The sequence below is a fragment of the Streptomyces sp. LARHCF249 genome, assembly GCF_052871255.1.
On the sequence record NZ_JBIXJQ010000001.1, the window covers coordinates 617,602 to 634,296 of the forward strand.

At 76.9% G+C, this 16,695-nt stretch carries 12 protein-coding genes; 5 read left to right on the top strand and 7 right to left on the bottom strand.

All coding sequences use genetic code 11. The features are described 5' to 3' along the window. Positions 1 to 6 precede the first annotated feature (6 nt). Positions 7 to 957: a helix-turn-helix domain-containing protein gene (locus ACIPUC_RS03065; protein ID WP_446586428.1), complete on the bottom strand. Its 951-nt coding sequence runs from the start codon at positions 955 to 957 to the stop codon at positions 7 to 9. A gap of 112 nt (positions 958 to 1,069) precedes the next feature. On the opposite strand from ACIPUC_RS03065, the gene ACIPUC_RS03070 reads away from it, so the two are divergent. After that, positions 1,070 to 2,101, top strand: a complete 1,032-nt coding sequence (locus ACIPUC_RS03070) for a saccharopine dehydrogenase family protein (RefSeq protein ID WP_446586429.1) — start codon at positions 1,070 to 1,072, stop codon at positions 2,099 to 2,101. Positions 2,102 to 2,130: 29 nt separating this feature from the next. Here ACIPUC_RS03070 and ACIPUC_RS03075 read toward each other — a convergent pair whose 3' ends face one another. Then, positions 2,131 to 3,036, bottom strand: coding sequence for a UbiA family prenyltransferase (locus tag ACIPUC_RS03075; protein ID WP_446586430.1), 906 nt, complete (start codon positions 3,034 to 3,036; stop codon positions 2,131 to 2,133). Positions 3,037 to 3,269: 233 nt separating this feature from the next. On the opposite strand from ACIPUC_RS03075, the gene ACIPUC_RS03080 reads away from it, so the two are divergent. From ACIPUC_RS03080 to ACIPUC_RS03090, 3 genes are all read left to right on the top strand, one after another. Next, positions 3,270 to 4,331: a type III polyketide synthase gene (locus tag ACIPUC_RS03080; protein WP_446586431.1), complete on the top strand. Its 1,062-nt coding sequence runs from the start codon at positions 3,270 to 3,272 to the stop codon at positions 4,329 to 4,331. 79 nt (positions 4,332 to 4,410) lie between these two features. After that, positions 4,411 to 4,965 carry an isoprenylcysteine carboxyl methyltransferase family protein gene (locus ACIPUC_RS03085; RefSeq protein ID WP_446586771.1) on the top strand — a complete coding sequence of 185 codons (555 nt, stop codon included), beginning with the start codon at positions 4,411 to 4,413 and terminating at the stop codon, positions 4,963 to 4,965. Continuing rightward, positions 4,962 to 5,987 (top strand): NAD(P)/FAD-dependent oxidoreductase, encoded by a 1,026-nt coding sequence (locus ACIPUC_RS03090; RefSeq protein WP_446586432.1) that lies wholly within the window; start codon positions 4,962 to 4,964, stop codon positions 5,985 to 5,987. The genes ACIPUC_RS03085 and ACIPUC_RS03090 overlap by 4 nt, the downstream gene beginning before the upstream one ends. Positions 5,988 to 6,096: 109 nt before the next feature. Here ACIPUC_RS03090 and ACIPUC_RS03095 read toward each other — a convergent pair whose 3' ends face one another. Continuing rightward, positions 6,097 to 7,110, bottom strand: a complete 1,014-nt coding sequence (locus ACIPUC_RS03095; RefSeq protein ID WP_446586433.1) for a hypothetical protein — start codon at positions 7,108 to 7,110, stop codon at positions 6,097 to 6,099. Between the two features lie 164 nt (positions 7,111 to 7,274). Between ACIPUC_RS03095 and ACIPUC_RS03100 the strand changes: the two genes are divergently transcribed. Further along, positions 7,275 to 8,936: a carboxylesterase/lipase family protein gene (locus tag ACIPUC_RS03100; protein WP_446586434.1), complete on the top strand. Its 1,662-nt coding sequence runs from the start codon at positions 7,275 to 7,277 to the stop codon at positions 8,934 to 8,936. Here the strand turns inward: ACIPUC_RS03100 and ACIPUC_RS03105 are convergent. From ACIPUC_RS03105 to ACIPUC_RS03120, 4 genes are all read right to left on the bottom strand, one after another. Beyond that, on the bottom strand, positions 8,920 to 9,582 hold the full coding sequence (locus ACIPUC_RS03105) for a hypothetical protein (RefSeq protein ID WP_446586435.1): 663 nt from the start codon (positions 9,580 to 9,582) through the stop codon (positions 8,920 to 8,922). The two genes, ACIPUC_RS03100 and ACIPUC_RS03105, sit on opposite strands and share 17 nt — an antisense overlap. Before the next feature lie 82 nt (positions 9,583 to 9,664). After that, the gene (locus ACIPUC_RS03110; RefSeq protein WP_446586436.1) at positions 9,665 to 11,581 is read right to left on the bottom strand and encodes a hypothetical protein; all 1,917 of its coding nucleotides are present in this window, start codon (positions 11,579 to 11,581) and stop codon (positions 9,665 to 9,667) included. Further along, positions 11,578 to 15,423 (bottom strand): vWA domain-containing protein, encoded by a 3,846-nt coding sequence (locus ACIPUC_RS03115; protein WP_446586437.1) that lies wholly within the window; start codon positions 15,421 to 15,423, stop codon positions 11,578 to 11,580. Before ACIPUC_RS03115 ends, ACIPUC_RS03110 begins: the two co-directional genes overlap by 4 nt. Next, entirely contained in the window at positions 15,420 to 16,574 is a 1,155-nt protein-coding gene (locus ACIPUC_RS03120) for an ATP-binding protein (RefSeq protein WP_446586438.1), read from the bottom strand. Before ACIPUC_RS03120 ends, ACIPUC_RS03115 begins: the two co-directional genes overlap by 4 nt. Positions 16,575 to 16,695 lie beyond the last annotated feature (121 nt).

Here is a 16,695-nt window from a genome sequence, read left to right on the forward strand (position 1 = left end):
CCGTCGTCAGATCGCGGCCCGCGAGCTGCGGAAGGTGCGGCGGTAGGTGTCCGGAGGCACGCCGATGGTGCGGTTGAAGTGCCTGCGGAGCGTCGTGGCGGTGCCCATGCCGGTCGCCGCCGCGATGGCCTCCACGCTGTCGCCCGTGGCCTCCAGCAGTTCCTGGGCCCGCCGGATCCGCTGGGTCAGCAGCCATTGCAGCGGGGTGGTGCCGGCCACCGACCTGAAGTGGCGGCCCAGGTGGCGCGCGCTCATGTTCGCCCGGCGGGCCAGGTCCTCCACGGTCAGGGCCTGGTCGAGCCGTTCGATCGCCCAGGGGAAGAGCTCGGCGAGGGGGTGGTCGTCCTGGGCGGGCACCGGGGCGGTGACGAACTGGGCCTGGCCGCCGGCCCGGTGCGGGGGCACCACCAGGCGGCGGGCGAGCGTGTTGGCGACCGCCGAGCCGTGGTCGAGGCGGACCAGGTGCAGGCACAGGTCCATCGCGGCGGCCTTGCCCGCGGAGGTGAGCACGCTGCCGCTGTCCACGTAGAGCACGTCGGGATCCACCTCCACCCGCGGGTAGCGGGCGGCCAGGGCCTCGGTGTGCGCCCAGTGCGTGGTCGCGCGCCGGCCGTCCAGCAGACCTGCGGCGGCCAGCACGAACGCGCCCGTGCACAGGGAGGCCACGCGCGCGCCGGCCTCGTGCGCCGCGCGCACGGCGTCGACCAGCTCGGCGGGCGGGTCCACATCGACATCGGCCCATCCGGGGACGATCACCGTGTCGGCGTACGGAAGTTGGCCGAGCCCGCGGTCGGGCTCCAGCCGGAACCGGCCGACCTGCACGGCGCCCGGCCCGCAAATGGCCAGGCGGTACCAGGGGTTGGCCACGTGGGACAGGTCGGAGCCGAAGACCTCGCAGGCCAGGGACAGTTCGAAGTGCAGCATTCCGTCGGTGACGGCCAGCGCGACAGTACCCATGTCCGAAATTGTACGGGCCATGTCGTTCCGGACACTCGCCTGGTCGGCGGCCGACCGACAGGATGTGCACAGCTGATCATCCGAGCTGGTCGTTCGAGTACGGGGAGAACCGATGGAAACGGGTCACACGGTCGCGGTGTTCGGCGCCTACGGACACACCGGGCGCTTCGTGGTGGCGGAGTTGCGCAGCCGCGGGTTCGTCCCGGTTCTGTCCGGGCGCGACGCGGACAAGCTGGAGGCGTTCGCGGCGTCCCATCCCGGGCTCGACGCCCGGCAGGCCACGGTGGACGACCCGGCCTCGCTCGACCGCGCGCTGGCCGGCGCGGCCGCCGTGATCAACTGTGCCGGGCCCTTCGCCACGACCGCGGCGCCGCTGATCGAGGCGGCCCTGCGCGCCGGTATCCCGTACGTGGACGTGGCGGCCGAGATCGAGGCCAATCTCGACACCCTCGCGCACTTCGCGGACCGCGCCCGCGCGGCGGGCACCGTGGTGATCCCCGCGATGGCCTTCTTCGGCGGTCTGGGCGACCTGCTGGTCACCGCGGCGATGGGCGACTGGACGGCTGCCGACGAGGCTCATGTCGCGTACGGGCTGAACAGCTGGCACCCCACGGCCGGAACCCGCGACGCGGGCACGGTCTCCCGCCAGCGCAGGGACGGCCGGCGCGTGCGCTACAGCCAGGGGCGGCTGGAGTACCGCGACGACGCCGCGGCGACCCTGAAGTGGCCCTTCCCCGAACCGATGGGGACCCGGGCGGTGATCGGGGAGTTCAGCATGGCCGACATCGTCACCGTCCCCAGCCACCTGGACATCCCCGAGGTGGTCACGTACATGACGGTCGAGGCGGCCGGCGACCTGGCGGCTGCGGACACGCCCGCGCCCACCGCGGTCGACGAGCACGGACGGTCCGACCAGACCTTCCTCGTCGAGGTGGTCGTGCGCTCCGGCGGCGCGGAGCGGCGCGCCGTGGCGAGCGGCCGGGACATCTACGCCGTCAGCGCGCCCCTCGCGGTGGAGGCGGTCCACCGCGCCCTGACCGGACGGACCAGGACGGTCGGTGTCGCCTCCGCCGGCGCGGCCTTCGACGCGCCCGACTTCCTCCGCGCCCTGTCCGCGCACCTTTCGCTCGACCTGCGCCAGTAGGCGCCGCTCCGAGGACGGCGCGCGCGAGGTCAACGCGGGGCAGCCGCCTCCCCGCCGAGCTCGACGACCAGCAGCAGGACGTCGGCTCCGGCCACGGCCAGTACGGCCAGGAAGGGGACTCTGCCGACCGGACGCAGGCCCGCGAGGAGCAGCGCCGCCGCCGTGCCCGCCAGCAGGGCCCAGCCGTACGCCGTCACCCGTCCGGGCGGCCCCGCCACCAGGGCGGCGGCCGAGCCGAGGACGAGGACCGCGGCCAGCGCGGCCGAGCGGCGGGCGCCCAGCCGCTGGGGCAGGCCCACCACCCCGGTGGCCAGGTCGTCGGCGATGTCCGGCAGCACGTTGGCGAAGTGCGCGCCCGCGCCCAGCAGGGCCGCGGCCGCCGTGAGCCAGGGCGGCGGCCACGGCGTGCCGGGCAGGCCGAGGGTGACGAAGGCGGGCAGCAGTCCGAAGGCCAGCGCGTACGGGAGCCAGGACGCGGCCGTGCGCTTCAGCCGCAGGTTGTACCCCCAGGCGGCCGCCACCCCGACGAGGTGCACGGCCCCGGCGAGCAGCCCGCAGGCCAGCGAGAGGAGGACGCAGACCAGCAGGGCCAGGCCCGCCGCGCGGGTCACGGCGGCGGGTGGCACCGTACCCGCCACCAGGGGTTTGTCCCGCCGCCCCACGGCCAGGTCGCGCCGCAGGTCGGCCCGGTCGTTGCACCAGCCGACCGAGAGCTGCCCGGCGGCGACCGCGCCCACCGCGGCGGCCCCTCCCGCGAGGCCGTGCCCCGCGGCGGTCGCGAGCGCCGCGGCGAAGAGGGTGACGGCCGCCGCCGGCAGCGGGTGGCAGGCCGCCAGCAGCCCGGCGGCCGCAGCACCGCGGCTCCGGCGTACGGCGGGGACGGTCGTCGCCGGGACGGCGGATCCGGCTCGTGTGGTTCGCGCGGGCACGGCCATACGCTAAGCGGTCTCTGGGAGGTGGGGCACGTCTCCACGCCGCCCGGCACGGCACCTCGCCGCACTGCCGCATCACCCGAGTACGTCCAGTACGCCGATGACGCGGCAGCACGCCGAGGCACCGCACCGGACGACGCGGAAACGCACCCCACCTCCCAGAGACCGCTTGGGCCGCGCCGCGCCCGGTTCGCCTCATTCATAACGATGTGTCAGTTGTTTCCTATGGTGAACGAATGACGCGTGTCCTGGCAGTGAGCAGCGTGTTCCCGCCCCATCGCCATCCGCAGGCCGAGATCACGGCCGCGCTCGCCCGCTTCCTCCCGCCGGGCTCCGACACCGCCCTGCTGCGCCGGGTGCACGCCTCGGTACGCGTGCGCACCCGGCACCTCGCCCTCCCCCTGGACCGGTACGGGCCCTCGAACGACTTCGGCACGACGAACGCCCTGTTCCTGGAGGCGGCCCTCGAGCTCGGCGGCCGGGCCCTCGCACTCGCCCTCGCCGACGCAGGTCTGGCGGCGCAGGAGATCGACCTCGTCATGTCGACCACGGTGACCGGGCTCGCGACTCCCTCGCTGGAGGCCCGCCTCGCCGCGCGCGCCGGGCTGCGTCCCGACGTGCGGCGGGTGCCGCTCTTCGGCCTCGGCTGCGCGGCGGGCGCCGCCGGTGTCGGCCACCTCCACGACCACCTGACGGGCCGGCCCGGCCACGCGGCCCTGCTGCTGTCCACCGAGCTCTGTTCGCTCACCCTGCAGTCCACGGACACCTCGATGGCGAACCTGGTGGCCGGGGCCCTGTTCGGCGACGGGGCGGGCGCGCTCGTCGCGGTGGGCCGCGACCACCCCCTGCACGCCGCCGGCCCCGGACCCTCGGTGGTGGCCGCGCGCAGCCGCCTCTACCCCGGCACCGAGCACCTGCTCGGCTGGGACATCGGCCACTGGGGCCTGCGCATGGTCCTCGGCCGCGAACTCCCGGACCTGGTCAGGCTGCACGTGGCCGAGGAGGTGGAGACCTTCCTCGCCACGCACGACCTCAAGCCCTCGAACGTCGACGCCTGGATCTGCCACCCCGGCGGTCCGAAGATCCTCGACGCGCTGGGCGAGGCGCTGGCGCTGCCCGAATCGGCCTTCGCTGCGAGCCACCGCTCGCTGGCCGCCGTCGGCAACCTCTCCTCGGCCTCCGTCCTGCACATCCTGGGCGGCATCCAGAGCGCGGGGCCGCCGCCGCCCGGATCGGTCGGGCTGATGCTCGCCTTCGGGCCGGGCTTCGCCTCCGAACTCGTCCTGCTCCGCTGGTGACCCCTGCGCCTCCCACTCCCCGACTCCCCTGCTCCCCCCACTCCCCCTGGCTGGTGACTCCATGGCCCTCACTCCGTCCATGACCTGGTACCTGCTGCTCATCGGCCTGGTCGCGGCCGAGCGGCTCGCCGAACTGGCCACGGCCCGCCGCCACGCGGCGTGGAGCCTGGCCCGCGGCGGCCGCGAGTACGGCCGCGGCCACTACCCCGCGATGGTCGCCCTGCACACCGCGCTGCTGGTGGGCTGCGCGGTGGAACCCTGGGCCGCCGGGCGGCCGTTCCTGCCCGCGCTCGGCTGGACGGCCCTCGCCCTGGCCCTCGCGGCGCAAGCCCTGCGCTGGTGGTGCATCGCGACCCTCGGACCACGCTGGAACACGCGGGTGCTGGTCGTACCCGGGCTGCCGCTCGTGGCGGCCGGGCCGTACCGGTGGATGCGCCATCCCAACTACACGGCGGTGGTCGTGGAGGGCGTCGCGCTGCCGCTGGTGCACACCGCCTGGCTGACCGCCCTCGGTTTCACGGCGCTCAACCTGCTGCTCCTGCGCGTGCGGATCGGCTGCGAGGACGCGGCGCTGACGGACGGCGGACGGCTGCGCGCCCCCTCCTCCGTACCGACGGCCGGCTCCCCCTCGTGATCGACCTGCTGATCGCGGGCGGCGGCCCGGCCGGTCTGGCGACGGCCATCCACGGCGCACTGGCGGGCCTCGAGGTCGTGGTCCTCGAACCGCGGCCCACCCCCGTCGACAAGGCCTGCGGCGAGGGCCTGATGCCCGGGGCGGTCGCCCGGCTGCGGGAGCTGGGCGTCGGCGTGGCCGGGCAGCCGTTCCACGGCATCCGCTACGTGGACGGCGTGAGCGGGCGGCACGCGGACGGGCTGTTCCACTCCGGTCCCGGTCTCGGCGTCCGGCGGACCGTGCTCCAGGCCGCGCTGGCGGAACGGGCCGCGCAGCTGGGCGTACGGGTGGTCCGGCAACGCGTCGACGGGGTCAGCCAGGCCGGCGACACCGTCAACGCGGCCGGGCTGACGGCCCGTTACCTCGTCGCCGCAGACGGCCTGCACTCCCCCGTCCGGCGCGCTCTGGGCCTGTCCGCGCCGCCCACGCCGGGCCGGCCCGCGCGCTACGGCCTGCGCCGCCACTACACGGTCGAACCGTGGAGCGATCTGGTCGAGGTGCACTGGTCGGCGCGCTGCGAGGCGTACGTCACCCCGCTCGCGCCCGACCGCATCGGCGTGGCCGTACTGACCACGGAGCAGGCCCCGTTCGACGTACAGCTCGCCCGGTTCCCGCTGCTGGCGGCGCGGCTGCCCGCCGCCCCCGGGGCGCCGGTGCGCGGCGCCGGGCCGCTGCGCCAAGGGGCCCGCGTACGGGTGGCGGGGCGCGTGCTGTTCGTCGGGGACGCCGCCGGGTACGTGGACGCGCTGACCGGCGAGGGCCTGAGCCTGGCCCTGACGGCGGCGGGCGAACTGGTGCGCTGCGTACGGGCGGGGCGGCCGCAGGCGTACGAACAGGCCTGGCGGGAGCTGTCGCGCAGCTACCGCGCGCTCACCGAGTCGCTGCTCTGGGCGCGGCACCGGCCGCCCCTCGCCCGGCGGATCGTCCCGCTGGCGGCCCGGCTCCCGCGCGTGTTCACCCGGGCCGTGAACCTGCTGGCGTAACCCTGCCCGTGCAATCCTGCCCGCCCGCCCCCTCGTTGGACGGGCCTCCTGACGTGAAGCGGCACCCCGTGCCGGGTGCGCACGGGGTGCCGCTCGTCTCACCGCCGGATCAGGCCGCGCTCTCCCGCCGGTTCCTCAGCGCCAGTCCCGCGAGGACGGCGCCGGCCGCCGCGCTGAGCATCACGGCGCTGCCCGCCCAGGCGAGGGACCCGCCGACCGCCCCGGCCAGGGGGTCGAAGGCCGCCGCGCCACCGAACACGTGCAGGGCCACGACACCGACGGCCGTGGCCGCCGCGGCCCGCCACACCATCGTGGTGTCCCGCAGCGCAAGCACCGCCCCGAAGCCGACGCAGAGCAGGGTGACGAGGAGCGGCAGGAAGTCCACGGGGGCCGCCGTCGGCAGGGCCGCCAGGTCCATGGGCAGGTGCAGCGCACCGGTGACCAGCAGGGCGGCCGCCACCGGCCAGCGCAGGACGTGCCGCAGGACCGGCGGGCCGGAGGGGGCCGGTTCGGGGGCGGGTGCGGCGGTCCGGCGCTGCTTCTCGTAGGGAGTGCCGTACAGCTCACGGTGCGGGGACTCGAACGGCTCCTTCACGTACGGCTCCTCTGCCGGCTCGGGCGGCCCCGGCGGTTCGGCCCGCTCGCCGGCGCCCTTGGGCGCCTCGGACTGCGCCGGCGGCGTGGACGGCGTGCGCTCGGCGGTCTCGGCGGTCTCGGGGGACCTGCCGGGCTGTTCGGACCCGGTGGGCTCGTCGGCGCCGAGGATGGCCACCAGCAGGGCCACGTCCTCGATCGGCCGTCCGACGGCGGCCGCGCGCAGCGTGATGTCCGCCGCGTCCACCTCGTGCGGGGGCTCGCCCAACAGGGCGACCATCTCCCGCACTTCGTGGACGGGACGGGTCACGGCGGCCGTGCGCAGCGCCTCGTGTCCGGGGTTGGGCAGCTGGCCGGTGTCCTTCAGGAGGCTCACCAGGGCGGTGACCTCCGCCAGCGGGCGGCAGGTGGCCGCCGTGTCCAGGAGGGTGCGTACGGGCTGGCTGCCCGGAGCATCCGGAGGGGTGGTGTCGGGGATCTCGTGGCGGTCTTCTCGGTCCGTCGCCGCGAGGGTGATGGGGTCATTCATGGAAAGCTCCGTTCGCCGACACGCGGGTCTACACTTCGCGCGCCGGTCATCGTGCGTCATGGGAAGCGCACGCTTTGTTACATTGAGTGCCAGATCCGCCCACTGCGCCATTCGGGGCGGGCAAACGGGGCGCCGGGCGCGCAGCCGCGGCCCTGGGGAAAGGCGTGAGCGTGCCCGATGTGCGGAGGTTCTGGCGCCGGTGCGTACGGCCGCTGACGCTGACGCTGCCGGCCGTACTGCTGCTGGCGGCCGCGGCGCCGGGCCCGGAGCGGTCCGTCGTGGACCGGCCCGTCGTGGACCGGCCCGTCGTGGACACCGACCGGGGGCGGGTCCGCGGCCTGGACCACGGCGCCTACCGCTCCTTCGAAGGCGTCCCGTACGCCGCTCCCCCGACCGGCCCGCTGCGCTGGCGGCTGCCGCAGCCCGCGCCCCGGTGGGAGGGGGTGCGCGACGCGGCTGCCCCCGGCTCGCGCTGCGTGCAGCTGCCGGCGCTCGGGCCCGGCGTGCCGAGCGGTTCCGAGGACTGCCTGTACGCGAACGTCACCGTGCCCGCGGGCGGCGCCGACCGGGGCGCGCCGCGGCGGCCCGTCATGGTCTGGTTCCACGGCGGGGGCTTCGTCAACGGCGCGGGGGACCTGTACCGGCCCGAGCGGCTCGCGGTCCGGGGCGACGTGGTGGTCGTGACCGTCAACTACCGGCTGGGCGTCTTCGGCCTGTTCGGCCATCCGGAACTCGGCGGGGCGCCCGGCTTCGCACTCGCCGACCAGCAGGCGGCGCTGCGCTGGGTGCGGGCGAACGCCGGGCGGTTCGGCGGTGATCCGGGCAACGTCACGGTGTTCGGCGAGTCCGCGGGCGCCCTCAGCGTCTGCGCGCACCTCACCTCGCCGGCCTCGGAAGGCCTCTTCCACCGGGCGATCGTGCAGAGCGGATCGTGCTCGACCACGAGTCCGCCGTGGTCGCTGCTGCCCACGCTCGGTACGTACGAGCCCTTCGTGCCCGAGCGGGGCACGGTCTCGGACGGCGTTCTGGCGGCGGCCCGGCTCGGCTGCGAGGGCCCCGCCGGAGTCCTGGACTGCCTGCGCCGGCTGGACGTCGGCGAGCTCGCGACCCCGGAACTCATGCAGGCCTTCTCCAAGGTCTCCTACGGCGGCGCCCTGTTGCCCGTGGAGCCCCGACGGGCGCTGGAGAGCGGGCGGTTCCACCGGGTGCCGGTGATGCAGGGCACCACGCGGGACGAGATGCGGCTGTTCCTCGGAACGACCCTGGCGACGTACCCGCTCCCCGACGAGGCCGCCTACCGGGCCCGGCTGGAACGGTCGTTCGGGGCTTCGACGGCCCGCGCGGTCGAGGCGGACTATCCGGTCGCCGCCTACCCGACGCCGGCGGTGGCCTGGGCGACCCTGCTGTCCGACGCCGCGTTCACCTGCCCGACGCTGCGGGACAGCCGTGCGCTGGCCCGGCACGTGCCGACGTACGGCTACCGGTTCTCCGACCGCCAGGCGCCCAACTTCACCGGGGTGCCGGAGGTGCCGGGGCTGCCGTTCGGGGCCTCGCACGGCTTCGAGCTCCCCTATCTCTTCGAGCTGGCGCCGCTGCCGGTCCCGCAGCGCGGGCTGGCGGACCGGATGGCCGACTACTGGACCGGCTTCGCCCGCACCGGGGTCCCCCGCGCCCCGGAAGCCCCGCCGTGGCCCCGCTACCGCACCCCGGCCTCGGTGCTGTCCCTGGCACCCGGGCCGGACGGGATCAGCACGGTCGATGCCCGGACGGAACACCACTGCGCCCTGTGGGACGCACGGTGGCCCGGGGTCACCAGTTCTCGGTGACGACCAGATCGCCGTCGGCGGTGCGGATCTGCACCGTGCCCTTGTCCCCGTAGACCTCGTGCCGCCACCTGGTGAACATCCCGGCCAGTCGGCGGGCGTCCTCGGCGCGGCCCTTGCCCACGGAGCCGGTCACGAAGCTGATCTTCGCCTCTCCGACCTCGCGCACCTTGCGTACGCGCACTTCCCTGATCGTGTCGGCGGGCATGAAGTGGTCGGCGCTGGTGCGGCGCTTGGCGTAGTAGGCACTGAAGTCCCGGGTCATGTCGAACCAGTCGGCCGGCCCGCAAGGACCGCCGCCGTTGCCCATCTCCCCATCGGTCGGCGGACCCGCGTACCCGCCGGTCTCCTGATCGGTCGGCGGACCCGCATACCCGCCGGTCTCCTGATCGGTCGGCGGACCCGCATAGGCGCCCGTCTCCTGATCAGTGGGCGGACCCGCGTAGCCGCCGGTCTCCTGGTCCGTCGGGGGCCCGGCGTAGCCTCCGGTCTGCTCCTCCGTCGGCACGTCGAGTGCGCACTTCTGAGGCGTGAGGCTGGGGACAGGAGCCGGTCCCGCGGCCTGCCCCGCCCCCGTACTCCCGCATGCCGCGAGCACGGCACACAGCAGCACCGCCACCACCACGCGGCCGGTCGTCTTCGTTGTCATGGTCATCCCCCTCGCACTGCAAGAGGGGAAGACACCGGCCGTGGTTCCACCCCGGAGGCGCCCAGGACCAGCAGTGCGCGGATCAGGCGGGTGGGGTGGGGGTCCAGGATGCGGAGACCAGGGAGCGTTCCGCCGCTGCCAGGTGGGTGGCCGCGGACAGCCAGGCGTGGGCGTAGTCCTCGGAGGAGGGGTCGGCGAGGCGGCCGAAGGCGTCGCGGGGGCGGCGGTCGGCCTCGGCCGCGAGGGCCCCGGCCAGCTCCGCCGCCCCGGTGAGACCGGCCCGGCGCAGCGGAGCGTACGCGGCGAGGGGTTCGGCGCCGCGCGCCGCCTCGGCCACGGCGCGGCGGCCGCCCGCGACCCCGGTCTCCAGGAGGCGGCGTACGCGCCACAACGGGGAGTCGGCCAGCGGATCGGGCCCGGCGGGAGCCGGCTCGGGAGCGGGGTCGGCGGTGGCCCGCGGCGGGAAGTGGACGCCCTGGAGGCGGTCGTAGCCCAGGTCCGCCCGGCCCAGCCACTCCTCCGGTAGCCGCAGGGTGTACTCGGCGCCGGGAACCGGGCCGACGGCGAGGGGGCGCAGGGTGGCGGCCCGGTCCAGGTCGGGGCGGCCCAGGACGCGCAGCAGCAGACCGGGGTACGAGCCGAGGCGGCGCAGGTTCGCCGTGTGCGCCAGCTCGGGGTGGGGGTGGGCGGGCAGCAGCCGCAGCAGGGGCGCGCCCGGCCGCGTCTCGCGGACCAGGAGGTGTTCCCCGGCCGCGCCGACGACGGCGACCTCGCAGCCGAGCAGGGCGGGTTCGGCGCCTTCCGGGTCCGCGGGCCGGTCGGCGACCGCCTCGGCCGCGGGCCGGGCGAAGAGCGCCGCGGCGGGCTCCTCGGTCCAGGGGATGCCGCGCAGCGGGGTCGCCTTGACCCCGCGTCCGGCGCCGAGCCGGCCTTCCGGGGAGACGGTCGCGCCGACGACGCGCAGGCCGCCGCGGGCCAGCCCGGCGTGGTCGAGCACGGCGCCGCCGAGGGCGACGGAGGCCGACCCCGCGCCGCGCGCCCGGGCGAGTCCGCCTGGCCGCACGTCGGAGAGCGAGTACGCGGCGCCGTCCGGGGCCGACAGGTGGGTGACCACTCCCCCGTAGCCGGTGGCGGAGAGCACGGGCTCCCGGCACAGGCCGTACACCTGGAGGCTGCCGCCGGGCGCGTAGGCGCGGCGGGCGGTGCCGGTCAGGGCGGGGTCGGCGCGGCCGGCGGCCAGCAGGGCGGCGGTGCGCAGGAGTTCGCGGAAGGCTCCGGTGAGCGCGCCGAGCCACTGCCCGGCCTGCTGCCCGCGGGCTGCGCGCAGGCCTCGTACGACGCGCAGCGCGGCCGCCTCGGCCCGCGGCAGCCCGGCGAGGCGGGCGGTGTGCGCGGCGCGCAGCAACTCGGCCTGGACGACGGCTCCTGCGGCGGTGACCCCGGCGGCGAGGGCATCGGCGGCCGCCCGCCAGAGCGCTGCCGCGGCCCGCAGCTGGGCTTCGGTGAGCGTCGGGTCGGGCTCGGCCGGCCCGGACGACACGGACAGCCCGGCGGGCGCGGCGGGCGCGGCTGGCGCGGCTGGCGCGGCTGGCGCGGCTGGCGCGGCTGGCGCGGCTGGCGCGGCTGGGTGAACGGCCCCGTCGGGCGCGGGCGTTGCCGACTGCGCGGGTACGGGCGCGGGCGGCGGCCCGGCCGGGTCCACGCCCGGGTCCGCGAGGGGGGCCGCGCCCAGCGCCGCGGCGCGGTGGAGGCAGCGGGGGGCCAGCAGGCAGGTGCAGACCGCCTGGCCGGCCTCGGTGACCGCTCCTGCCGGGCCGGGGCGCAGGGTGACGACGGCGTCCTCCCCGAAAGCGAGGACGACGGCGCCGTCCGCCCCGCTCGAGGCGAGCGCGCCGCAGCTCTCGATGGCGGCGTCCAGCTTCTTGCGCAGCCGCGCGCTGAGCTGCTCGACGGCTTCGGCGAGCACCTCGGGTGCGACGGGCGGCAGTGAGGTGGTCAACGGGCTTCTCCACGGAGTCGGTCGCCCACCCAGCGGGCGAGGGCGAGCGGGCTGAGGGCGGCCACCGGCATGCCGGCGGCGACGAGTTGCCGGGCCACCGGGACCGAGTACCGGGGCGTGCCCGTGTCGTCGAGCGCGGCGCAGCCCAGCAGATGGGCGCCGGAGGCGGCCAGCGCGCGGACCTCGCCGAGCAGCCCGCCGATCGGGGCGCCCTCCTCGAAGTCGCTGACCACGACGACGAGGGTGCGGCTCGGGACGGTCATCAGCGTGCGGGCGTGCGCGAGCCCGGCCGCGATGTGCGTACCGCCGCCGACCCGGACCTCCAGCAGCAGCGAGAGCGGGTCCTCGACCCGGTCGGTGAGGTCCACGACCTGGGTGGAGAAGGCGAGGAAGTGCGTGGACAGGGTCGGTACCCCGCCCAGCACGGCCGCGGTCAGCGCCGACCAGATGACGGAGGCCTCCATCGAGCCGGACACGTCGACGACCAGGATCAGCCGCCAGTCGCTCTCCCGGCGGGCCCGGGTGCTGAACACGGGCCGTTCGGGGACCACGACCACGCCGCCGTCGGGCCGCCGCCGGGTGTGCGCGAGGTTGGCGCGCAGGGTGCGGGCCAGGTCGAGGGTGCCGCCGGGGCGGCGGGTGGGGCGCGGGGTGGCGAGGCCCGAGAGGGCCGGGCGCAGCCGGGTTGCCAGCTCCCTGGCCAGTTCGTCGACCAGCCGCCTGACCAGGGGTCGCAGCCGGGCGAGCTGGGCCTCGGGCATCCCGCCGGCGAGGGACAGGACGGAGCTCAGCAGTTCCACGGAGGGCCGCACGGACGCCGGGTCGAGCTGGGCGAGTACGTCGGTGCGGCCCGCTTCGACCGCTCCGCCCAGCACCTCTTCCCGTACCTCGGGTCCGAACAGCGCCTCCAGCTCCTGCGACCACTCGCGGGCGGTGGGGAAGGAGGCGTCCTGGCCACCGCCCCGGCCGCCCTGACCGCCGTCGAGGTCGGTGGAGCCTTCGCCGCGGCCGGCCCCGTACAGCTCGTCGAGCGCGTGGGCGTAGCGGCGGGCGCCTGAGGGGAGCCGGTCGCGCTCGCGGCCGAGCAGCAGCCGCCAGCGGTCGGCGGGGGCGAGCCCCAGGCCGGACGGGGCCGGCGGGCGGTCGGCCGCCCCGGCGGTACCCGGCGTCGCGGAGGCGCCCGGGGCCTGTCCCCGGGCCGGTACGGCCGCCCCGGGCAGCGGGAGTTCCTTGAGCGCGGCCAGTCCGGCGGCGTCGGCGGCGGCCCAGAGGGCGAGCAGCGCGGGCGGCGCGTCCAGCGACACGTCGATCCGGTCGCCGAGCCGCTCGCCCACGGTGTCCAGCAGCCGGTCGCGGGCGGCGGGCGACAGGGTGTCGAAGCCACCCCGCAGGGCGGGGAGCCGGTCGAGGAAGTCCTGGTCGGTGAGGTGCTCGACGCGGTCGAGGAGCGGGGTGAGCGCGGCCGGGGAGGACTGCAGGAGCGGTCCGGCGGCGGTCAGGACTCCGCCGAGCCGGCGGGTCAGGGCCCGGCGGCCTTCGGGGGTGGTGGCGCCGTCGATCCAGCCCGCGGCACGGTCGCCGAGCCGGGCGGCCGGATCGAGGTCGAGGAGGACCCGTACGGCCAGGCCCGCGCCCTGGATCAGCGGGGAGGCCGAGGCGGCCAGGGCGGCGAGGGCCTCGTCGGTGCGCAGCCCGAGGTGGTGGGCGGCGGCGCGGTCGGCGAGGGCCACCAGGGCTGCGGCGTCGGCGGCGTCCTCGCTTCCGGCGAGGCCGGGCAGCGAGCGGACGGCCGCTTCGAGCAGGTCGCCGGTGAGCGCGGCGGCGGCGGCGCGGGATTCGGCACCGGTCCCGGGGAGATGGCCGCGGTGGAGGGCCTCCAGGAGGTCGAGGGCGTCGAGGAGTTCGGGCAGCGTCGCGGTTTGCGGCAGGAGGGTGGCCGCCTCGTGGAGGCGTACGTCGACCAGCGCGGGCAGGTCGCAGCGCGCGGCGGCGGCCAGCCCGGCGAGGATCTGGGCCGGGGTCGGTCCGCCGTCGGCGGCGGCGCGGCGGGCGGTGTCGCGGAGGGTGCCCGCGGCGGCCTGGGCGGCGGTGACGCCGCGCACTCCGGCGAGGTCGAGGCGGGCCGGGACCGAAGGCGTCCACGCCAGCCGCCACTTGGTGCCGAGCGCGGTGCCGTCGCCGGTGGTGGCGACGGTGAGGGGATCGCCGTAGGAGGCCCCGCAGACCAGGAGCCGCTGGAGGAGGACCTCGCGGCGGCCGTCGAGCGCGGAGCGCAGCGGGTCGAGGCGGACCTCGCGGGAGGCGGGGTCGTCGGGGCCGGGCAGCCGCAGCTCCGTCAGCTCGGCCTCGACGGAGGGGCCGAGGCCGGAGCGGGGGGCGTGCGGGGTGATCCGGCCGCGCGCGGTGCCGACGAGTACCGCCTCGAGTGCGCGGGCCAGCGCCCGGCCGCGGCCGAGTGGTTCGCCCTGCCCGAGGACGGTGGTGACGGCCTCGAGGAGTTCGCCCCGGCCGGGGGCGGGCAGCCCGCGCAGGACGGCCAGGTCGCAGGCGAGCCGCAGGGTCTCGGCGGCCTCGCCGGTCCCGGCGGTGTGCCCGGCGCGGCGCAGTTCCCGGCACAGGCCGGTGAGCGCCACGGAGGCCGCCTCCCGCACCAGACCGGGGTCCCCGCCGGCTTCCAGAACGGCCTGCTGCCAGAGCGGATCCCGGATCCCGGCGGGGTAGCCGGAGCGGGAGTCGAGCAGGTCGAAGGAGTAGGGCACGAGCGAGGTGACGGCCTGCGCGGCGTCCTGTCCGGGCCTCGGGCGGGCCGCGCCGGCGTCGACGGGAGCAGGCGGAAGGCCGCCGGGGCCCGCGCCGGGAGCAGGCCGTGCGCCTGGCTCCGTGCGGGTCTGGTCACTGTCCTGCGCCCCTGCCGCCGGGACGGCACCGGAGCCTGGCGCACGGCGTGCTTCCGCGTCGGCGGCGCCGGGAGCGCCCCCTGCGCCGAAGTCCGTGCCGGCCAGGGCATTTCCCGCAGTCCACGCCGCGGGGGCCGGGTCCGTGCCGGAGTCCGGGGCCGTGTTGGCCGCCGCGGCGGCGGGGGCCGCGCCCAGGAGTGCCGGGGCGTGGAAGGCGCCGATCACGGCGGCCACGCGGTGGCCCGCGGCGAGGGCGTTCGCGATCACCTCCCGCATGCGGGACTCGCGCGCCAGGTCCGTCGCCGGGACGGTGGCGGCGTCCGCGCGCAGCGCCCATCCGACGCCGAGCGCGGCCCGGCGTACGGCTTCGGGGGAGCAGCCGGGTGCGAGCACCTCGACGGCCCGGTCCCACATGTCCTCCCCGTCCCGCCCGGTCCCGGCGGCGGCGAGCGCGCCGGCGAAGGTACGCCCGCCCGCCCGGTCCGGGCCGGAACCAGGAGCCGGAGTCGCGTCGGCGCCCGGAGTCGCGGTGGCGGTCGGTGTGGTCCAGGCGGGGGCGGACAGGGGGAGGTCGCAGCAGAGGACGGTCGCGCCGCGCGCGGCGGCCCAGCGGATCGCGGCCAGTTCCGGGGAGAAGTCGGCGAAGGGGTAGAAGGCCAGGCGGCCGTCCCGGCCCGTGCCCGCCAGGGCGACGGGGGCGACGGTCTCCGGGTCTGCCAGGTGCTCCAGCCACGGCTGGAAGTCCGCCGGGAGCTCGACGCAGACCACGTCCGCGCCGGAGGCGTCCAGCAGGGCGGGGACCAGCGCCGCGAGCGCGGGGCTGTGGTGGCGTACGCCCAGCAGGTACGGCTCGCGGGACGCGGCGAGCGCCTCGACGGCCGCACGCGGATCGGCCGGCGCCCCGACGGCCGCACGCGGGTCGGCCGGTGCCTCGGTCGCGGTCAACGCAGGCTCCCGCGCAGGTCCCAGAGGCGGCGCCACATCGCCGAGCCGTCCTCGGCCCGGCGGCGGACCGGGCCGTCCCAGTAGCCGAGGAGGCGTCCGTGGTCGGCGGGGTCGTCCTTGCGGACCACGCCCAGCAGGTGCCCCGGCAGCAGGTCCAGCACGTCTCCGCCCGGCAGGTACGCGGCCGCGACCCCCAGCGACGCCGCCACCTGCACGGCCTCGGCGGTGGACATGACCGTACCGGGGCGCTCCACGTCCCAGCCCTCGGCGGAACGCCCCGAGCGCAGGTCGCGGAAGACGGTGACGAGCGCGTCGAGCACGGCGTCGTCGACCCCGAAGGCGGCGCCGGCCCGCTGGACGGCGGCGACCGCCTGGCGGCGGATGAGGGTGGCCTCGGCGTCCGCGTCGGCGATGGGGGCGACGGTCTCGAAGTTGAAGCGCCGCTTGAGGGCGGCGGACATCTCGGAGACCCCTCGGTCGCGCAGGTTCGCGGTGGCGATGACGGTGAAGCCGGGGGCCGCGCTGACCACCGCGTCCTCGGTGGCGGTCAGTTCGGGCACGGTGACCCGCCGGTCGGACAGGATCGACACCAGCGCGTCCTGGACCTCCGGCAGGCAGCGGGTGATCTCCTCGACGCGCACGACCCGCCCGGTCCGCATGGCGGAGAGCACCGGCGAGTCGACCAGGGCTCCCACGCTCGGCCCCTGGGCGAGCAGCAGCGCGTAGTTCCATCCGTACCGGAAGGCGTCCTCGGTGGTACCGGCCGTGCCCTGGACGGTGAGCGAGCTGGTGCCGCAGACGGCGGCGGCCAGCAGTTCGCTGAGCATGGACTTGGCCGTGCCGGGCTCACCGGTGAGCAGCAGGCCGCGCTCTCCGGCGAGGGTGACCACGCAGCGCTCCACGAGGGCCCGTTCGCCGACGAACTTGGGGGCGATGACCCGCTCGGGGCCGCCCTGGGGCAGGGCCAGTCCGGCTCCGTCGCTGCCGCAGACGAAGGTGACGACGGCGCGCGGGGTCAGCGCCCAGCCGGGCGGGCGGGGGCCGGGGTCGTGGGCGGCGAGGAAGGCGAGTTCGGCGGCGTACCGCTCCTCGGCGGGCTGTACCTGCCGGGCGGGCGCCGGCGCTGCGGCGGCCTGGTCGGTGAGGGTCATCGGAGTTCTCCTGGATGGTGCGGGACGAGGGGTCGGGCGCAGGGGCAGGGGGGCGCGGCGCGGCCTCCGCCATCGGGCGAACGCGAAAGGCGAGGGGCGCGCCGCGCCGGGTTCAGCGCGG